General features: G+C 66.2%; 17 protein-coding genes. 10 read left to right on the top strand and 7 right to left on the bottom strand.

Features of this window, described 5'->3' with window-relative positions:
• Nucleotides 1-288 precede the first annotated feature (288 nt).
• Complete coding sequence (gene ppk1 / locus BVH03_RS13170) at nucleotides 289-2502, bottom strand: polyphosphate kinase 1 (RefSeq protein ID WP_075961596.1); 2214 nt, start codon at nucleotides 2500-2502, stop codon at nucleotides 289-291.
• A gap of 18 nt (nucleotides 2503-2520) precedes the next feature.
• Complete coding sequence (gene hemB, locus BVH03_RS13175) at nucleotides 2521-3534, bottom strand: porphobilinogen synthase (protein WP_075961597.1); 1014 nt, start codon at nucleotides 3532-3534, stop codon at nucleotides 2521-2523.
• A 259-nt stretch (nucleotides 3535-3793) separates the two neighbouring features.
• On the opposite strand from hemB, the gene BVH03_RS13180 reads away from it, so the two are divergent.
• Together BVH03_RS13180 and elbB are read left to right on the top strand one after the other, a co-directional pair.
• Nucleotides 3794-4345, top strand: a complete 552-nt coding sequence (locus BVH03_RS13180; RefSeq protein WP_075961598.1) for a DedA family protein — start codon at nucleotides 3794-3796, stop codon at nucleotides 4343-4345.
• A 147-nt stretch (nucleotides 4346-4492) separates the two neighbouring features.
• The gene (elbB, locus tag BVH03_RS13185) at nucleotides 4493-5152 is read left to right on the top strand and encodes an isoprenoid biosynthesis glyoxalase ElbB (RefSeq protein ID WP_075961599.1); all 660 of its coding nucleotides are present in this window, start codon (nucleotides 4493-4495) and stop codon (nucleotides 5150-5152) included.
• 42 nt (nucleotides 5153-5194) lie between these two features.
• Here elbB and BVH03_RS13190 read toward each other — a convergent pair whose 3' ends face one another.
• The 4 genes from BVH03_RS13190 to BVH03_RS13205 all read right to left on the bottom strand — a co-directional run bounded on the left by BVH03_RS13190 (nucleotide 5195) and on the right by BVH03_RS13205 (nucleotide 8905).
• On the bottom strand, nucleotides 5195-5647 hold the full coding sequence (locus tag BVH03_RS13190; protein ID WP_075961600.1) for a YaiI/YqxD family protein: 453 nt from the start codon (nucleotides 5645-5647) through the stop codon (nucleotides 5195-5197).
• A 2-nt stretch (nucleotides 5648-5649) separates the two neighbouring features.
• A complete protein-coding gene (locus BVH03_RS13195) occupies nucleotides 5650-6279 on the bottom strand; it encodes a LysE family transporter (protein WP_075961601.1) in 630 nt (209 codons plus the stop codon).
• Nucleotides 6280-6407: 128 nt separating this feature from the next.
• Nucleotides 6408-6941 (bottom strand): mechanosensitive ion channel family protein, encoded by a 534-nt coding sequence (locus BVH03_RS13200; RefSeq protein WP_143485958.1) that lies wholly within the window; start codon nucleotides 6939-6941, stop codon nucleotides 6408-6410.
• A 50-nt stretch (nucleotides 6942-6991) separates the two neighbouring features.
• Nucleotides 6992-8905, bottom strand: a complete 1914-nt coding sequence (locus tag BVH03_RS13205; RefSeq protein ID WP_075961602.1) for an ATP-binding cassette domain-containing protein — start codon at nucleotides 8903-8905, stop codon at nucleotides 6992-6994.
• A 49-nt stretch (nucleotides 8906-8954) separates the two neighbouring features.
• Here BVH03_RS13205 and BVH03_RS13210 point away from each other — a divergent pair, with 49 nt between their 5' ends.
• From BVH03_RS13210 to BVH03_RS13245, 8 genes are all read left to right on the top strand, one after another.
• Nucleotides 8955-9401 carry a TIGR02444 family protein gene (locus tag BVH03_RS13210; protein WP_075961603.1) on the top strand — a complete coding sequence of 149 codons (447 nt, stop codon included), beginning with the start codon at nucleotides 8955-8957 and terminating at the stop codon, nucleotides 9399-9401.
• A gap of 90 nt (nucleotides 9402-9491) precedes the next feature.
• Complete coding sequence (gene pqqF / locus BVH03_RS13215; protein WP_075961604.1) at nucleotides 9492-11813, top strand: pyrroloquinoline quinone biosynthesis protein PqqF; 2322 nt, start codon at nucleotides 9492-9494, stop codon at nucleotides 11811-11813.
• A 187-nt stretch (nucleotides 11814-12000) separates the two neighbouring features.
• Entirely contained in the window at nucleotides 12001-12072 is a 72-nt protein-coding gene (pqqA, locus tag BVH03_RS13220; protein ID WP_075961633.1) for a pyrroloquinoline quinone precursor peptide PqqA, read from the top strand.
• A 64-nt stretch (nucleotides 12073-12136) separates the two neighbouring features.
• Nucleotides 12137-13048 carry a pyrroloquinoline quinone biosynthesis protein PqqB gene (gene pqqB / locus BVH03_RS13225; protein WP_075961605.1) on the top strand — a complete coding sequence of 304 codons (912 nt, stop codon included), beginning with the start codon at nucleotides 12137-12139 and terminating at the stop codon, nucleotides 13046-13048.
• Nucleotides 13049-13056: 8 nt separating this feature from the next.
• Nucleotides 13057-13812 (top strand): pyrroloquinoline-quinone synthase PqqC, encoded by a 756-nt coding sequence (gene pqqC, locus BVH03_RS13230; protein ID WP_075961606.1) that lies wholly within the window; start codon nucleotides 13057-13059, stop codon nucleotides 13810-13812.
• On the top strand, nucleotides 13809-14084 hold the full coding sequence (gene pqqD / locus BVH03_RS13235; RefSeq protein WP_075961607.1) for a pyrroloquinoline quinone biosynthesis peptide chaperone PqqD: 276 nt from the start codon (nucleotides 13809-13811) through the stop codon (nucleotides 14082-14084). The genes pqqC and pqqD overlap by 4 nt, the downstream gene beginning before the upstream one ends.
• Nucleotides 14056-15204 carry a pyrroloquinoline quinone biosynthesis protein PqqE gene (gene pqqE, locus BVH03_RS13240; protein ID WP_075961608.1) on the top strand — a complete coding sequence of 383 codons (1149 nt, stop codon included), beginning with the start codon at nucleotides 14056-14058 and terminating at the stop codon, nucleotides 15202-15204. The genes pqqD and pqqE overlap by 29 nt, the downstream gene beginning before the upstream one ends.
• Entirely contained in the window at nucleotides 15170-17014 is a 1845-nt protein-coding gene (locus tag BVH03_RS13245; RefSeq protein WP_075961609.1) for a S9 family peptidase, read from the top strand. The genes pqqE and BVH03_RS13245 overlap by 35 nt, the downstream gene beginning before the upstream one ends.
• A gap of 161 nt (nucleotides 17015-17175) precedes the next feature.
• Here BVH03_RS13245 and BVH03_RS13250 read toward each other — a convergent pair whose 3' ends face one another.
• Nucleotides 17176-17454: a polyhydroxyalkanoic acid system family protein gene (locus BVH03_RS13250; protein WP_075961610.1), complete on the bottom strand. Its 279-nt coding sequence runs from the start codon at nucleotides 17452-17454 to the stop codon at nucleotides 17176-17178.
• Nucleotides 17455-17673: the final 219 nt, after the last annotated feature.

Below are 17673 nucleotides of genomic sequence, written 5' to 3' on the forward strand. Positions count from 1 at the left end.
CTGCTCACCTGAAAGGTTGGTCGCGACCTTTCGAATCGTACAAAAGCAAACGCCCCGAACAATGTCGGGGCGTCTGATGGGATCACTACCTGCATCAGCGACTTTTCACACGCTCTGAGACAGGCCGTGTGAAAACTACTGCGCTCGCTCATGCGGCGTTAAAAACCGACTCAAAATGCTCATTTACAGCTCGTAAACTGCGCTTTTTCGCCGGTTTTTGCCTTGCCTGACCCTCGCTCGCTACGTTCTCACACAGCATGCAGAGGGCCCGTTTTCCTATCCAGCCGATCAGCGCGCGGTGATCACCGGTGCGCTGAGCTTCTCCAGCAGGCTGGCTTGCGCGCTGCGCGAGTTCTGGTTGCCGGTTGGCGACAGCCGTACATAGCGGCCATCGGGCTGCAGCACCCAGGCGTGGGTGTTGTCGGTGAGGTACGCCTCCAGCTCCTTCTTGACCCGGGTGATGAGCTTCTTGCCCTCCACTGGGAAGCAGGTCTCCACACGCTTGTCGAGGTTGCGCTCCATCCAGTCGGCACTGGACAGGTAGATCAGCTCGTCACCGCCATTGAGGAAGTAGTAGACGCGGGTGTGCTCCAGGAAGCGGCCGATGATCGAGCGCACCTGGATGTTGTGCGATACGCCGGGGATGCCTGGGCGCAGGCAGCACATGCCGCGCACCACCAGGTCGATCTTCACGCCGGTCTGGCTGGCCTTGTACAGCGCGCGGATGATCTTGGCATCGGTCAGCGAGTTGAACTTGGCGATGATGTGCGCCGGCTTGCCTTCGGCAGCGCTCGCCGTCTCCTTGGCGATCAGGTCGAGCAGCGTCTTCTTCAAGGTGAAGGGCGCATGCAACAACTTCTTCATGCGCAGCGTCTTGCCCATGCCGATCAGCTGGCTGAACAGCTTGGAAACGTCCTCGCCCAGCGCCACGTCGGCGGTCAGCAGGCTGTAGTCGGTGTACAGCCGCGCGTTGCCGGCGTGGTAGTTACCGGTACCGAGGTGCGCGTAACGGCGGATCTCGCCGTTCTCGCGGCGCAGGATCAGCATCATCTTGGAGTGGGTCTTGAAGCCGACCACCCCATAGATCACCACCGCGCCGGCAGCCTGCAGGCGGCTGGCCAGGGCCAGGTTGGACTCTTCGTCGAACCGCGCGCGCAGTTCGATCACCGCGGTGACTTCCTTGCCGTTGCGCGCAGCTTCCACCAGCGCATCGACGATCTCCGAGTTGGCGCCCGAGCGGTACAGGGTCTGCTTGATCGCCAGCACGTGGGGATCCTTGGCCGCCTGACGCAGCAGATCCACCACGGGGGTGAAGGATTCGAAGGGGTGCAGCAGCAGAATGTCCTGCTTGCTGATCACGTTGAACAGGTTGTCGCTGTTCTGCAAAAGCTTGGGGATCACCGGGGTGAACGGCGCGTGCTGCAATTCCGGGTGGCTATCGAGGCCGGTGATGCTGAACAGGCGGGTCAGGTTGACCGGCCCGTTGACCTGATACAGCTCGCTTTCCGACAGGCCGAATTGCTTGAGCAATTGGTCGGTCAGGTGTTTCGGGCAGCTGTCGACCACTTCCAGGCGCACGGCGTCACCGTAGCGGCGGCTGAACAGCTCGCCACGCAGGGCGCGGGCCAGGTCTTCGACGTCCTCGGTGTCCACCGACAGGTCGGCGTTACGGGTCAGGCGGAACTGGTAGCAGCCCTTGACCTTCATGCCGGGGAACAGATCGTCGGCGTGGGCGTGGATCATCGACGACAGGAACACGTAATTGGCGCCCGGGCCACCGACCTCTTCCGGCACCTTGATGATGCGCGGCAGCAGACGCGGCGCCGGGATCACCGCCAGGCCGGAGTCACGACCGAAGGCGTCGACGCCTTCCAGCTCGACGATGAAGTTCAGGCTCTTGTTGACCAGCAGCGGGAACGGGTGCGTCGGGTCGAGGCCGATCGGGGTGATGATCGGCGCGATCTCGTCACGGAAATAGCGGCGCACCCAGGCCTTGTGCTTGGTCGTCCAGTAACGGCGACGAATGAAGTTGATGCCGTGCTTGGCCAGCTCGGGGAACAACACGTCGTTGAGGATGGCGTACTGGCGGCCGACCTGCTCGTGCACCAGCTCGGAAATGCGCGACAGCGCCTGGTGCGGCTGCAGGCCGTCGGCGCCGGCCTGCTCGCGGGCGAAGTTGATCTGCTTCTTCAGGCCGGCGACGCGAATCTCGAAGAACTCGTCGAGGTTGCTGGAGAAGATCAGCAGGAACTTCAGGCGTTCCAGCAACGGGTAGGACTCGTCCAGCGCCTGCTCCAGCACGCGGATGTTGAACTGCAGCTGCGACAGCTCGCGATGGATGTACAGGCTGCTGTCATCCAGGTTGGCCACGACCACGGGCGCTGCCGCGGTTTCGACTACGGGTGTTTCCACGACTGTCTCCACCGGTGCTTCGTCGATCACCGGCAGGCTGAGGGCCGGCGCATCGAGCTGTTCGTTCTCACTGAGTCCTTCGTTGCTCATTGAATTACCCTGGAGGGGCTACTGCCCCTGTCGTATGAGTTCGGCCGCACGCACGGCGAAGTAGGTGAGGATGCCGTCGGCACCCGCTCGTTTGCAGGCGGTCAGCGATTCGAGAATCACCGCCTCGCTCAGCCAGCCATTTTGAATGGCGGCCATGTGCATCGCGTATTCACCGCTGACCTGGTAGACAAAGGTCGGCACCTTGAATTCGCTTTTGACCCGGGAAACGATGTCCAGATAGGGCATGCCCGGCTTGACCATGACCATGTCGGCGCCTTCGGCCAGGTCGCTGGCCACTTCGTGCAGCGCCTCGTCACTGTTGGCCGGGTCCATCTGGTAGGAAGCCTTGTTGGCCTTGCCCAGGTTGAGCGACGAACCCACCGCATCGCGGAACGGGCCGTAGTAGGCGCTGGCGTATTTCGCAGAGTAGGCCATGATCCGCACGTTGACGTGATCGGCCAGCTCCAGGGCTTCGCGAATCGCCTGGATGCGCCCGTCCATCATGTCCGACGGGGCGACGACCTGGGCACCGGCTTCGGCATGGGACAGCGCCTGCTTGACCAGCGCATCGACGGTAATGTCGTTCTGCACGTAGCCGTCTTCGTCGAGAATGCCGTCCTGCCCATGGGTGGTGAACGGGTCCAGCGCCACGTCGGTGATCACCCCCAGTTCAGGGAAGCGCTCACGCAATGCGCGGGTGGCGCGCTGGGCAATGCCGTCCGGGTTCCAGGCCTCGCGGCCATCCAGGGTCTTCTTTTCCGCCGGGGTGACCGGGAAGAGTGCCAGCGCCGGAATGCCCAGCGCCACCCACTTTTCCGCTTCCTGCAGCAGCAGGTCGATGGACAGCCGCTCGACGCCCGGCATGGACGTCACCGCCTCGCGCTGATTCTCGCCGTCGAGCACGAATACCGGCAGGATCAGATCGTTGGTGGTCAGCACGTTCTCACGCACCAGACGCCGCGAGAAATCGTCGCGACGATTGCGACGCAGGCGGGTGGCAGGGAACAGGCGGTTGGCGGGGGTAAAGCTCACGGCAGACTCCTGGGCCCGCTCGAGCGGGCGAAGTGTGACAGTTATAAGCCGCCATTATGACTAAATGATGACGACCACAACGAATACTGCGACGGTGCGTCGCAGCCAATAAGGCACATCGCAATGCGCAAAAGCTCGCCGAACCCCGTCTGCATGAACATCACAGGGGCCGGCGGATATTTCACAGGTTTTCGACAAATGCTGTTTTAGAGTGTCGAACGGCGTAGCCTTGCCTCCCCATTTTCTACGGTCATCTGTAATGCTGGAAAATCTGCTGCAGCACTTCGGTTATCCGGCCCTGGCGCTGGGTACCTTTCTCGAGGGCGAAATGTCGCTGCTGCTGGCGGCCTACCTGGCATTGCGCGGCATCCTGCAGATCGAGCTGGTGATGCTGTTCGCCTTCATCGGCACCTATGCCAGCGACCAGCTGTGGTTCCACCTGGGCCGCCGCCATGGCCGGCGGATACTCGAACGCCGGCCGAAGTGGCAGGCGCTGAGCGACAAGGCCCTGGTGTACCTGCGCCGCCACCCGGACCTGTGGGTGCTGGGCTTTCGCTTCTTCTATGGCATGCGCACGGTGATGCCGCTGGCCATCGGCATTTCCGGCTATCCGCGACGCCGTTATGTGATTCTCGACGCCATTGGTGCGGCCATCTGGGCCATCGCGCTCGGCACCCTGGCCTACAAACTCGGCCGCGCGCTGGAGGGGTTGCTCGGTGAGTTGCACCAGGTGCAGTTCTACTTGTTCGGCGCCCTGCTGGTCATTGGCCTCGGCGTCTGGTTGTACCGTCGTAGACAGCGCGAGAGCTAGCCGACAGTGGCTTGACGAACGTGCCGAGACGTTCAAAAGGCTGTAACAATTGGCTGACTGGCCAGTCATATCATCAAGCAGGTTTTTTCCAAGCGAGCGCCTCGCTCCAGTGCCGCGCGAGGCTCGCCCTTCATCAGGAGTTGGTCGATGAACAAGAAAGTTGCAGTGATCCTTTCCGGTTGTGGCGTCTACGACGGCTCGGAGATCCACGAGAGCGTCATCACCTTGCTGCGCCTCGATCAGCGTGGCGCCCAGATACAATGCTTCGCGCCCGATATCGACCAGGCCCACGTGATCAACCACCTCAAGGGCGAGGAAATGCAGCCGGCCCGCAACGTGCTGGTGGAATCGGCCCGCATCGCCCGCGGCAACATCAAGGACGTGCGCGAACTGCGTGCCGACGACTTCGATGCGCTGATCGTGCCGGGCGGCTTCGGCGCCGCCAAGAACCTCTGCGACTTCGCAGGCAAGGGCGCCGATTGCACCGTGCAGGCTGACGTACTGGCCGCTGCGCAATCCTTCGTCAGCGCCGCCAAGCCGGTCGGCCTGATCTGCATCGCCCCGGCCATGGCCGCGCGCATCTTCGGCGCCGGCGTGACCTGCACCATCGGCACCGACGCCGAGACCGCCGCCGCCCTGACGCAAATGGGCGCCGAGCACGTGGACTGCCATGTCGAGGACATCGTCGAAGACACCGAGCGCAAGCTGGTGACCACCCCGGCCTACATGCTCGCCAAGTCCATCGCCGAAGCGGCCTCGGGCATCAACAAGCTGGTCGATCGCGTGCTGGAAATGACCCACGAGTGACGACCAGCTGCGCGTCGGCTCTGCAAGCTCGTCAGCGAAACCTCAACCGCGCGACAGGCGCGTCAGCAAGCGATCCAGGGAGTTGGCGAACGCCTGGCGATCCTTGTCGCCATAGGTCGCCTGTCCACCGCCGACCTGCCCTTGCTCACGCAGGTCGGTGAACAGGTTACGTACCGCCAGGCGCTCACCCATATTGCGCTCGTCGAACTCCCGGCCGCGGGGATCCAGCGCCAACACGCCCTTCTTCACCAGGCGATCGGCGAGCGGCACGTCGCTGCAGATCACCAGCTCGCCCGGTACGGCATGCTCCACCAGGTAATCATCGGCCGCATCGGGGCCGCTGGGCACCACGATCAGCTTCACGCAGGCGAAGTTGGGGCGCGCCACCGCCTGACCGGCGACCAGCACCACCTCGAAGTGACGCTTGAGGGCGAACTTGACCACCTGATCGCGAGCCAGCCGGGGGCAGGCGTCGGCATCGATCCAGACACGCATGCTCAAACGGGAGCGCGGCGCACGGTGGCCAGCAGCGCTGCTGCACCTATGAACAGCGCACCAAAGCTGCGGTTCATGATGCGCTGCTGACGCGGCGTGCGCAGCAGGCGCAGCACGCGCACCGCCAGGCCGGTGTAGCCGGCCATGACGATCAGGTCGACGGTCACCATGGTCACGCCAATGACCAGGTACTGCTCGGTCAGCGGCGCATGGGGATTGATGAACTGCGGCAGCACCGCGAGCATGAAGACGATGGCCTTGGGGTTGCCGAAGTTGACCAGAAAGCCGCGCAGCACCAGGCTCAGCGGCCGGCCGATGGGGCGCTCGCCCGTGACGGTCATGTCGGCGGGCACGGCGCACCACTGGCGCCAGCCCAGGTACACCAGGTAGGCCACGCCGAACCACTTGATCAGGCTGAAGGCCAGGGCCGAGGTGGCCAGCACCGCGCCGACGCCCGCCGCGACGATGGCGATCTGCAGCGCCAGGCCCAGCTGCAGGCCCAGGGCGTTCCAGTAGCCGCGCCAGAAGCCGTATTGCAAGCCCGCCGACATCGAGGCGATGGCCCCGACGCCCGGCGACAGGCTGATCAGCCAACAGGCGACGAAGAAAGCGAGCCAGGTTTCCAGAGCCATGGTGGCGACCTCGGTAAGGGGTTATCGAAACGTCGAAACTACCTGAATTGCCGTCATGGCGTCAGGGGTCGCGAAAGCTCTTTCATAGGTGGCGCACAGGGCTTTCGAGAAAGCCGCGGCGCCTCGGATCAGGATTCGATCTTGCGCGCCGTCGGCAGCTCGCCGTTGCGCCAGCGGCGTACCGCTTTCTGGAAGAACAGGCTGTTGGGAATCTGCAGCCAGGTGCCCGGCGCATCGCCGGTCAGGTCTTCCAGGGTGGTGTAGAACAGGTTGATGGCCAGCACCCGGCCGCGCACGCCCGGCTTGTCGGCGCTTTCCAGCACCTCCACGCAGTCGCCGATGCGAAATGGCCCGAGGGCGAAGATCAGCAGCGTGCAGAACATGTTGGACAGCACGCTCCAGATCGCGAAGAAGGCGATCGCCGCCACCGCCACGAAACCGGTCAGCGCGCCCCACAGCACCTGGGCGGAGACGCCGAGGCGCTCGAGCACCAGCATGATGGCGCTACCGAGGATCAGCCAGCGGGTCAGGCCACGCAACGGCATCAGCAGCTCCGGCGGCAACTGTGGGTAACGCTGGCCCAGGCGGGTGATGCCGCGGGTGAGAATGCGCTGGGCGACCCACGCCAGGATGAGGATCAGCAGCACCTGGCCGGCGCGCATCAGCGGCTGGCTCCAGGATACCAGCCAGGCCCAATCGATCAGCTCCAGGTTCAAACCACGGCCTCCAGTTCACGTTGCAATGCTTCGAGGGTTTCCAGGGCTTCGAGCCAGCCCTCTTCCAGTTCGGCCTCGCGCGCCTTGAGCTGCGCCTGCTCGGCCAGGGCCTGGCGCAGCTCGTCCTTGCGCGCGGCCTCGTAGATGCCACTGTCACCCAGGCGCTCTTCCAGCGCCGCGAGCTTGGCCTGCACCTGGCCCAGCTCGGCCTCGAGCTTGTCCGCCGCCTTCTTGTGCGGCGCCAGTTGCTGGCGCAACGCCGCGGCGGCCTGGCGCTGGCCACGCTTGTCGTTGCCGGCGCCTGCAGCGGGCGCGGCGACGACCGCCGCAGTCTGGCGCTGGCGATAATCGACCAGCCAGCGGGCGTAATCCTCGAGGTCACCGTCGAACGGCGCCACGCGGCCATCGGCCACCAGCAGGAACTCGTCAGTGGTGCTCTTGAGCAGGTGACGGTCGTGGGAGACCACTACCACGGCACCCGCGAACTCCTGCAGGGCCATGGTCAGCGCCAGGCGCATTTCCAGGTCGAGGTGGTTGGTCGGCTCGTCGAGCAGCAGCAGGTTGGGCTTGCCCCAGGCGATCAGGGCCAGGGCCAGGCGGGCTTTCTCGCCACCGGAAAAATTGACCACCGGCTCGTCGCAGCGCGGCCCACGGAAATCGAAGCCGCCAAGGAAGTCGCGCAGGGTCTGCTCACGCTCGGCCGGCGCGATGCGCTGCAGGTGTAGGAGCGGGCTGGCCTTATCGTCCAGGGCATCGAGCTGATGCTGGGCGAAGTAACCGATCACCAGGTTCTCGCCGCGGGTCAGGCTGCCACTCAGCGGCTGCAACTCGGCGGAGAGGTTCTTGATCAGCGTCGACTTGCCCGCGCCGTTGGGGCCGAGCAGGCCGATGCGCGCGCCGGGCACCAGGCTCAGCTTGACCTGCTGCAGGATAGTCTTGTCGCCATAGCCCAGGCGGCCTTCGCTGAGGCTGAGCAGCGGCGTGGAAATCTTGTCGGCCTCGCGGAACACGAAGTCGAAGGGCGAATCGACGTGGGCCGCGCTCAGCTCCTCCATGCGTTCCAGGGCCTTGATGCGGCTCTGCGCCTGACGGGCCTTGGTGGCCTGGGCCTTGAAGCGGGCGATGTACTTTTCCATGTGCGCACGCTGCGCCTGCTGCTTCTCGTAGGCCTGCTGCTGCTGGGCCAGGCGTTCGGCACGGGTGCGCTCGAAGGCCGAGTAGCCGCCGCGATAGAGGGTCAGCTTGCGCTGCTCGACATGGGCGACGTGATCCACCACGGCGTCGAGGAAATCGCGGTCGTGGGAAATCAGCAGCAAGGTGCCGGGGTAGCTCTGCAGCCAGCCTTCGAGCCACAGGATCGCATCGAGATCCAGGTGGTTGGTCGGCTCGTCGAGCAGCAGCAGATCGGACGGGCACATCAACGCCTGGGCCAGGTTCAGGCGCATCCGCCAGCCACCGGAGAAGTCGCCGACCCTTTGACCCATCTGCGCGTTGTCGAAACCCAGGCCGGCCAGCAGCTTGCGCGCCCGGGCATCGGCGGTATAGCCGTCGGCGCTGTCCAGCTCGCTGTGCAGGCGGGCGATGGCCGCGCCGTCATGGCCCTGCTCGGCAGCGGCCAGCTCGGCCTGCACGCGCCGCAGGTGGTGGTCGCCGTCGAGCACGTAGTCCACCGCCAGGCGGTCGAGGGTATCGACCTCCTGGCGCATATGGGCGATGCGCCAGTCACCGGGCAGCAGGCAGTCACCGGAATCGGGGGTCAATTCGCCGCGCAACAGGGCGAACAGGCTGGACTTGCCGGCGCCATTGGCACCGATCAGGCCGGCCTTGTGGCCAGCGTGCAGGGTCAGCTCGGCGTTCTCGAGCAAACGCTGAGGGCCACGCTGTAGGGTAAGATTCTGGAGTCGGATCATAATGGCGGCGGATTCTACCAGAGTCCCTCGCCACATACTCGGAGCACGCATGAGCGCTGACCTGTGGACCTTCGCCACCACCCTCTACGCCCGTCCAGGCGTGGAAGCCGCCTGCCTGGAGCTGCAGGCCGCCGGCGCCGATGTCTGCCTGGTGCTGTGCGGGCTGTGGCTGGACAGCCGTGGCGTGGCCCATGACCCGGAACGCGAAGCCCAGCTGCGCGCCCTGGCCACCACCTGGCAGCACGGGGTGGTGGCGCCGCTGAGGGCCCTGCGCCAGGGCTGGCGCGACGCGGCAGCCGACGATGCGGCGCTGGCCGCCCTGCGCCAACGGCTCAAGCAGCTCGAACTCGATGCAGAACGCACCCAGCTCGAGCGCCTGCAAGGGCTGAGCAGCGCCTGGCCGGCGGACGAGCCGGCACAACGAACCTGGCTGGATGCGCTGGCCGTGGCCGGTGGTGCCCGCGAACGACTGCGGACTGCGGCCAACGCTGGATAGCCCGACTACCGCCGGGCACGTGCAGCGAGCGGCAACGCCGACGGGCTTTCGATGGCCTGCTAGGATGGCGGCCAGGACGATGGAGATCCCATGCCGCGCACCACCCGCCACCTCACCCTCGCCAATGGCCTGCAGCTGAACCTGCGCCACGCGCCGCACCTCAAGCGCAGCGCCGCGGCCCTGCGTATCCATGCCGGCAGCCACGATGCGCCGGCACGCTGGCCAGGGCTGGCGCATTTCCTGGAACACCTGCTGTTCCTCGGCACCACGCGCTTTCCGCTGGGGGACGGACTGATGCGTCACGTCCAACGCCTGGGTGGTGAGGTCAACGCCAGTACCGCGGAACGCCACACCGATTTCTTCTGCGAGGTGCCGCCTGGTGCCCTGGATGGCGCGCTGCTGCGGCTGTGCGACATGCTCGCCGCCCCGCTGTTGGATCTCGAGCGCCAGCGCCGCGAGCGTGATGTGATCCACGCCGAGTTCATCGCCTGGTCACGGGACCATCAGGCGCAGCGGCGCTTCGCCCTGCTGCAGGCGGTCTCGCCACGCCATCCGTTGAGCGGCTTCCAGGCCGGCAATCGCTACAGCCTGCCGCTGCAGGCCGCTACGTTTCAACAAGCCCTGCGGGATTACCACCAGCGCTTCTACCAGGCCGGGCAGATCACCCTGAGCCTCGCCGGGCCCCAGTCGCTGGCCGAGCTGGAGCAGTTGGGGCGCCGCCACGCGGCGCTTTTCGCCTCTGGCAGCCGCCAGCCACATGGCGCCCCGGTGCCTCTGCTCGACGGCCCGTTGCGCCTGCGCGAGGCACGCGCGCCCCACTGCGACCTGCTGTTCGCCCACGAGGCCCTGCCGGCGGGTGCTCCGCAGGCACTGGACCTGCTGCTCGGCCTCCTGCGTGACAGCCGGCCGGGCGGCTGGCTGGCCGAGCTGCGCCAGCGCGGCTGGCTGCAGGGCTACTCCGCCCAGCCGCTGTATGCCCATGCCGGCCAGCTGTTGTGGCACATCGAGCTGCAATTGACCGACACGGCCTGCCCGAGCCGGATACAGACACTGCTGCATGGCTGGCTGGGGTTTATCCGCCGGCAGGACCGCCAGCAACTCAACGCCGGCTTCGGCCGCCTGCAAGGACACCGTGAGTTGGCCGCCAGCGCCCTGCAACTGGCCCGTCGCGACAGTGCCGGGCAACCGTTCCGAGAGCTCGACCGCCACGGCCTGGAGGCCCTGGATGCCCTGCTCGATGACCTGCCTCGGTGCGATCAGGGCAACTGGCGACTGCCCGCGGAGGAGCCCCTGCTGGCAGCGCCGCCCGCACACCATGCGCCGCTACCGGCCAGCCTGCTAATCGACCACAGCTTGCCGGCCTGCCGGCAGTTCGCCGCCATTTACCTGCGCTGGCGTATCGACTCGGCCCTGCGCCGGCGCTTCCAGGTGATTGTCGAGCGCGCCCTGAGCACGCTGCGCGAACGTGCAGAACAGGCTGCGCTGCACCTGGCGTTCACCGCCAGTGGCGCCTATTGGCAGTTGCAGATCACCGGCCACCCCGACGCCGTGATCCACGCCACCGGCGAGGCCCTCGAGCACCTGCGCGGCCCCGCCCGTGAACACTGGTACGCAGCCAGTGACGAAACGCCCGCGCCCATTCCGATCCGCGCCCTGCTGCTGGCGCTGCCCGAAGCCCTGCACGCCGACGCAGGCACGCCCGAACCTGCCTGCATTCTTGACCAGGCTCTGCTCGATGGTCTCTGGCAGCACGCCCGCTGGCACGGCCTGGCGCTGGGTTTCGACGCTACCCGGCACGGTGCGCTCGGGGCGTCGCTGCGCGGCATCATGGGCCAGGCGGACTCCCCGCGGGCAGCAAGCAGCCAGGCCGGTCGCCGCTGGCGACCGGTGCGCACAGCAGGCTGCGAAGCCGCGCTGCTGCTGTTCTGCCCGCTGCCGGCGCGGCTGGAGGCTGCCGGCCGCGTACTCGCTCAGTTGTTGCAAGGGCCGGTCTACCAGCGGCTGCGCGTCGAGCTACAGCTAGGCTATGCGGTGTTCAGCGGCTTTCGTCAGGTGGCTGGGTACGGCGGGCTGCTGTTTGGCGTGCAAGCCCCACATGCCGGCCATGGAGAACTGCTCGACCACCTGCTGACGCTACTTGCAGAGGGCGTACGCCTCGACCCGCTGGCTCGCCAGCAACTGGCCGAGCAGTTCGACGAGCCGGCCATGAGCAATGCTGCGGTGGCCGAATGGGCCTGGCAAACCTGGCTGACTGGCGAGGCCCCGGCACTGCCCCGGCTGCGTGGTGCCATCCTCGAGGTTGGCCAGGAACACCTCGATGCCTTGCTGCACCAGGTGCTCGATGCCCAGCACGGCTGGCTGTGCCTGGCCAACCAGGCCACCGCGCCCGACCGCTGGCCGTGGGCATCCTGAGCCGCCATTGCCGCGGCTACAGGCCTCTGCAAGATTCTGCAACCATCGTCAGGTGGAACCTCCCAGTGCGGATGGCGCCAAATAGGGAGCCGGAGCCCGCCAGCCCGATCCGCAAGGAACAAAGCCAGGCGGCGCCAGCCTGCATGCCCTGACCTGTGTCTCGGCCCCAACCGGAAGGAGCAACGCCATGTGGACCAAGCCTGCTTACATTGACCTGCGCATCGGTTTCGAAGTCACCATGTACTTCGCCAACCGCTGAGCGACCCAGTGATACGACGCCCCGGCACGCCGGGGCGTCATCGTTTTCAGGACATGGAGAGACCATGTACATCCAGATTCTCGGTTCCGCGGCTGGTGGCGGCTTTCCCCAGTGGAACTGCAACTGCGCGAACTGCAAGGGCTATCGCGATGGCACCCTGCGCGCCACGGCGCGCACCCAATCGTCGATCGCCCTGTCCGATGACGGCGAGCACTGGATCCTGTGCAACGCCTCGCCGGATATCCGCGCCCAGCTGCAGGCGTTCGCGCCGATGCAGCCGGCCCGGGCGCTGCGTGATACCGGTATCGATGCCATCGTCCTGCTCGATAGCCAGATCGATCACACCACCGGTCTGCTCAGCTTGCGCGAAGGCTGTCCGCACCAGGTGTGGTGTACCGACATGGTCCATCAGGACCTGAGCACCGGCTTTCCGCTGTTCAACATGCTCAGTCACTGGAACGGCGGCCTGCAGTGGCAGCGCATAGAACTCGATGGCAGCTTCGTGATCGACGCCTGCCCCAACCTCAGCTTCACCCCCTTTGCCCTGCGCAGCGCCGCGCCACCCTATTCGCCGCACCGCTTCGACCCGCACCCGGGCGACAATCTGGGCCTGCTGGTCAAGGACACCCACACTGGCGGCACGCTGTTCTACGCCCCAGGCCTGGGCCAGGTCGATGACGAGCTGCTGCGCATGATGCAAGGCGCCGACTGCCTGCTGGTCGACGGTACACTGTGGAGCGACGACGAAATGCAGCGCCGCGGCGTCGGCACCCGCACGGGCAGAGAGATGGGCCACCTGGCGCAGAGCGGCCCGGGCGGCATGCTCGAGGTGCTCGACGGCTTGCCGCGCCAGCGCAAGGTACTTATCCACATCAACAACACCAATCCGATCCTCGACGAGGATTCGCCGGAACGGGCCGAGGTCCAGCGCCGCGGCGTGGAAGTCGCCCATGACGGCATGAGCATTGAGCTGTAAGGAGCCCCATGAGCGACGCGCCAGCGATGTCCCCCAGCGAATTCGAGCAGGCCCTGCGCGCCAAGGGCGCCTATTACCATATCCACCACCCCTACCACGTGGCGATGTACGAAGGCCGCGCGAGCCGCGAACAGATCCAGGGCTGGGTGGCCAACCGCTTCTACTACCAGGTCAACATTCCGCTGAAGGACGCCGCGATCCTCGCCAACTGCCCGGACCGCGAAGTGCGCCGCGAGTGGATCCAGCGCCTGCTCGATCACGACGGCGCTCCCGGCGAGGACGGCGGCATCGAAGCCTGGCTGCGTCTCGGCCAGGCGGTGGGCCTCGACCCGGATCAACTGCGTTCCCAGGAGCTGGTGCTGCCAGGCGTGCGCTTCGCCGTGGACGCCTACGTCAACTTCGCTCGCCGCGCCAGCTGGCAGGAAGCCGCCAGCAGCTCGCTGACCGAACTGTTCGCTCCGCAGATCCATCAGTCGCGTCTGGACAGCTGGCCGCAGCACTATCCGTGGATCGACCCGGCCGGCTACCAGTACTTCCGCACCCGCCTCGGCCAGGCCCGGCGCGACGTCGCGCATGGCCTGGAGATCACCCTGGGCCATTACACTACCCACGCCAGCCAGCAGCGCATGCTGGAAATCCTGCAGTTCAAGCTGGATATCCTGTGGAGCATGCTCGATGCCATGAGCATGGCCTACGAGCTGAACCGCCCGCCCTATCACACCGTGACCCCGGAGCGGGTCTGGCACAAGGGGATCGCCCCATGAGTTTCGACCGCAACCGCGTGCCCAGCTGGCGCCCGGGCTACCGCTTCCAGTACGAGCCGGCCCAGCAGGGCCATGTGCTGCTGTACCCGGAAGGCATGATCAAGCTCAACGACAGCGCCGGCCTGATCGGCGGGTTGATCGACGGCCAGCGCAGCGTGGCGGCCATCATCGAGCAGCTGCAACAGCAGTTCCCCGACGCGGCCGAAGTCGGCGACGACATCGAGCAATTCATGGAGGTGGCCCGTGCCGAGCACTGGATCACCCTCGCCTGAGGTGCAGGTCGGCCTGCCCCTGTGGCTGCTGGCCGAACTCACCTACCGCTGCCCGCTGCAGTGCCCGTACTGTTCCAACCCGCTGGACTTCGCCAAGCAGGGCGAGGAACTGAGCACCGCGCAGTGGTTCAAGGTAATGGCCGAGGCGCGGCAAATGGGCGCCGCGCAGATCGGCTTTTCCGGTGGCGAGCCCTTGGTGCGCCAGGACCTCGCCGAGCTGATCGGTGAAGCGCGCCGGCTGGGCTATTACACCAACCTGATCACCTCCGGCATCGGCCTGACCGAGCAGAAGATCGCCGCCTTCAAACAGGCCGGCCTGGATCATATCCAGATCAGCTTCCAGGCCAGCGACGAGCAGGTCAACAACCTGCTGGCCGCTTCGAAGAAGGCCTTCACCCAGAAGCTGGAGATGGCCCGCGCGGTCAAGGCCCACGGCTACCCGATGGTGCTGAACTTCGTCACCCACCGCCACAACATCGACCGCACCGACCGCATCATCGAGCTGTGCCTCGCCCTCGAAGCCGACTTCGTGGAGTTGGCCACCTGCCAATTCTACGGCTGGGCACAGCTCAACCGCGCCGGTCTGCTGCCCACCCGCGAGCAGCTGCAGCGCGCCGAACGCGTCACCAACGACTACCGTGAGCGGCTCAAGGCCGCAGGCAACCCGTGCAAGCTGATTTTCGTCACCCCGGACTACTACGAAGAGCGCCCCAAGGCCTGCATGAACGGCTGGGGCAGTATCTTCCTGACCGTCACTCCGGACGGCACCGCTCTGCCGTGCCATGGCGCGCGCCAACTGCCCATCGCCTTTCCCAACGTGCGCGAGCACAGCCTGCAGCACATCTGGTACGACTCGTTCGGTTTCAACCGCTTTCGTGGCTTCGCCTGGATGCCCGAGCCGTGCCGCTCGTGCGATGAAAAGGAGAAGGACTTCGGTGGCTGCCGCTGCCAGGCCTTCATGCTCACCGGCGATGCCAGCAACACCGACCCGGTGTGCAGCAAGTCCGACCGTCACGGGGTGATCCTCGCGGCCCGCGCGGAAGCTGAACACGCCAGCCAATCCATCACCGACCTGGCCTTTCGCAATGAACGAAACTCACGCCTCATCGCCAAGGGTTGAGCCCCTCAGCGCCGCCGAGGCGGTGGCCGCCGCTGGCGACTTCGCCGAATTGCGGATCGGCCCCGCCGGCCTGGTATGGAACGCATTCGATCCCGTGGATGGCGGCTGCCGCCTGTGGTTGTGGCGCGGGGCGGATCCACAACGCCTGACGCCAGACGGTTTCAGCGTGCGCAGCCGGGTCTACGAATACGGTGGCGGGTCGTTCTGCCTGGGCCGCAATAGCCTGGTGTTCGTCAATGACGCCGACCAGCAGCTTTATCTACAGTCCCTGGCGGGTGGCGCACCCCAGGCGGTGACCGAGGGCCAGCGCCGCTACGGCGATCTGTTGCAGGCCGGTGAGCAGGTGCTGGCGGTCGAAGAAAGCCACGCCGCCGGCCGGGTCGAGCATCGCCTGGTGGCCATCGGCCTGAGCGACGGCCGCCGCAGCGTGCTCGCCGAGGGCGCCGACTTCTACGCCGCACCGGTGCTCAGCGAAGATGGCCGGCAGCTGGCCTGGATCCAGTGGCAGCGCCCGGCCCAGCCCTGGACCGCCACGCATCTCTATCACGCCCGCCTGCAGGCTGATGGCAGTTGGGGCGAAGTACGCTGCGTGGCGGGCGACAGCGGCGAGGCGCAAGCCCTGCAGCAACCCGCCTTCGACGCCAGTGGCCGCCTGTACTGCCTGTCCGACCGCAACGGTTTCTGGCAACCCTGGGGCGAGGTGGAAAATGCCTGGCAGGCGCTGCCTGCCTCGGCCGCCGATCACGCAGGCGCCCCCTGGCAGCTCGGCGCCTGCAGCTGGAAACCCCTCGGCCCGGGCAGCTACCTGGCCAGCTGGTTCGAAGACGGCTACAGCCGCCTGGGTATCCGCCAGGAGGATGGCGGCGTACAGCACTACGCCAGTGCCTACAGCCGCTTCCGCAGCCTAGCCGTGGACCAGGAGCACCTTTACGTCATCGCCGCCAACCCGCTGGCCCCGTCCGCCGTGCTGGCGATCCGTCGTGATGACGGCCAGGTCAGGGTACTCGCCGGTGGGCGCTCGCCGCTGCCGCCCGAGCGGATCAGCCAGCCACAGCCGCTGCACTATGCCAGCGGCGACGGCCTAGCCCATGGTTTCTTCTACCCGGCACAGCAGGGCGAAGGCCGGCCGCCCCTGCTGGTCTTCATCCATGGCGGGCCGACCTCGGCCTGCCACCCGGTGTTCGACCCGCGCATCCAGTACTGGACCCAGCGCGGCTTCGCCGTGGCCGACCTCAATTATCGCGGCAGCACCGGTTACGGCAGGGGTTATCGCCAGGCGCTGCAGGAGAACTGGGGCGTGGTGGATGTAGAGGATGCTTGCGCGGTGGTCGCGCACCTGGCCGAGCGCGAGCTGGTCGACCCGGCCAGGGCCTTTATCCGCGGCGGCAGCGCCGGCGGCTACACCACCCTCTGCGCGCTGATGCGTGGCGGCGTGTTCCGCGCCGGGGCCAGCCTGTACGGGGTCAGCGACCCACTGGCCCTGGCCCGCGTCACCCACAAGTTCGAAGGTGACTACCTCGACTGGCTGATCGGCGACCTGCAGCGCGACGCCGAACGCTATCGCCAGCGCACCCCGCTGCTGCACGCCGAGCGTATCCAGGTACCGGTGATCTTCTTCCAGGGCGAACTCGATACCGTGGTGGTTCCCGAGCAGACCCGCGCCATGCTCACCGCCCTGACCGCCAATGGCATCGAAGCCGAGGCGCATTTCTATCCCGGCGAACGCCACGGTTTCCGCCAGGCCAGCAACCTGGCCCATGCGCTGGATGCAGAGTGGCGCTTCTATTGTCGGGTGCTGGAGCGGCAATAAGCCCACGCGGCGAGCAGAACGACTATCGCGGGACCGCCGTAACCTGCAGGAGCCCGCGGACGATTCTCGACCATAACAGACTCAGGGCGACGGGCTGATTCGCGGCCAAGACGAGGCCAATCAAAGGCGTCAAGTGACGTAATTTCCGCCCACCACCAGGGTCAAGCGTCGAGTTCCTTATCCAACACGTCCTCGATCTCGCTCTTGATCTTGCCGCTCATCACCGACAGCAGCAGGCCGAGGTTGAGCTGCAGCAGGACGCGGTCTTCGCTGACGGCAAGCCAGCCGTCGGCGCCGCTGCGTTTGAATTCCAGGGTGTCGCCCTTCCACTGGTAACGCACGTCGTACTCGCGGGCCAGACGTTCGGCGAGCTTTTCAGCCTTGCCACGGGCGGCCTCGATGCCCAGATTGTGGGGGCGGTCGACGGTGATTCTGGCCATAGGGCTCTCCTGACTGAAAACGCGGGCGGGGCAATATACAAGAAGCGCCGTGCGAGCCACTACCGCGCATGCAGCCGGCGCCTGGCTTTTGGGTTTAGAATGCCGCCATTCGGCGCTGTAGACGCTGTTGAACAGGCCGTGCACCCGCCTGCCGTGCAGTAATCGATGGAAACGCTTATTTACCTCGGTAAACTCGCCTTTTCGCTTGTCTGACTCACT

This window comes from Pseudomonas sp. PA15(2017) (assembly GCF_001945395.1).
GTDB lineage: Bacteria > Pseudomonadota > Gammaproteobacteria > Pseudomonadales > Pseudomonadaceae > Aquipseudomonas.

Excerpts from the sequence above, each read along its gene's own strand:
- ppk1 (WP_075961596.1), bottom strand. The coding sequence starts at position 2,502 with ATGAGCAACGAAGGACTCAGTGAGAACGAACAGCTCGATGCGCCGGCC.
- BVH03_RS13180 (WP_075961598.1), top strand. The coding sequence starts at position 3,794 with ATGCTGGAAAATCTGCTGCAGCACTTCGGTTATCCGGCCCTGGCGCTG.
- elbB (WP_075961599.1), top strand. The coding sequence starts at position 4,493 with ATGAACAAGAAAGTTGCAGTGATCCTTTCCGGTTGTGGCGTCTACGAC.
- BVH03_RS13190 (WP_075961600.1), bottom strand. The coding sequence starts at position 5,647 with ATGCGTGTCTGGATCGATGCCGACGCCTGCCCCCGGCTGGCTCGCGAT.
- BVH03_RS13195 (WP_075961601.1), bottom strand. The coding sequence starts at position 6,279 with ATGGCTCTGGAAACCTGGCTCGCTTTCTTCGTCGCCTGTTGGCTGATC.
- BVH03_RS13200 (WP_143485958.1), bottom strand. The coding sequence starts at position 6,941 with ATGCGCGCCGGCCAGGTGCTGCTGATCCTCATCCTGGCGTGGGTCGCC.
- BVH03_RS13205 (WP_075961602.1), bottom strand. The coding sequence starts at position 8,905 with ATGATCCGACTCCAGAATCTTACCCTACAGCGTGGCCCTCAGCGTTTG.
- BVH03_RS13210 (WP_075961603.1), top strand. The coding sequence starts at position 8,955 with ATGAGCGCTGACCTGTGGACCTTCGCCACCACCCTCTACGCCCGTCCA.
- pqqF (WP_075961604.1), top strand. The coding sequence starts at position 9,492 with ATGCCGCGCACCACCCGCCACCTCACCCTCGCCAATGGCCTGCAGCTG.
- pqqB (WP_075961605.1), top strand. The coding sequence starts at position 12,137 with ATGTACATCCAGATTCTCGGTTCCGCGGCTGGTGGCGGCTTTCCCCAG.
- pqqC (WP_075961606.1), top strand. The coding sequence starts at position 13,057 with ATGAGCGACGCGCCAGCGATGTCCCCCAGCGAATTCGAGCAGGCCCTG.
- pqqD (WP_075961607.1), top strand. The coding sequence starts at position 13,809 with ATGAGTTTCGACCGCAACCGCGTGCCCAGCTGGCGCCCGGGCTACCGC.
- BVH03_RS13245 (WP_075961609.1), top strand. The coding sequence starts at position 15,170 with ATGAACGAAACTCACGCCTCATCGCCAAGGGTTGAGCCCCTCAGCGCC.
- BVH03_RS13250 (WP_075961610.1), bottom strand. The coding sequence starts at position 17,454 with ATGGCCAGAATCACCGTCGACCGCCCCCACAATCTGGGCATCGAGGCC.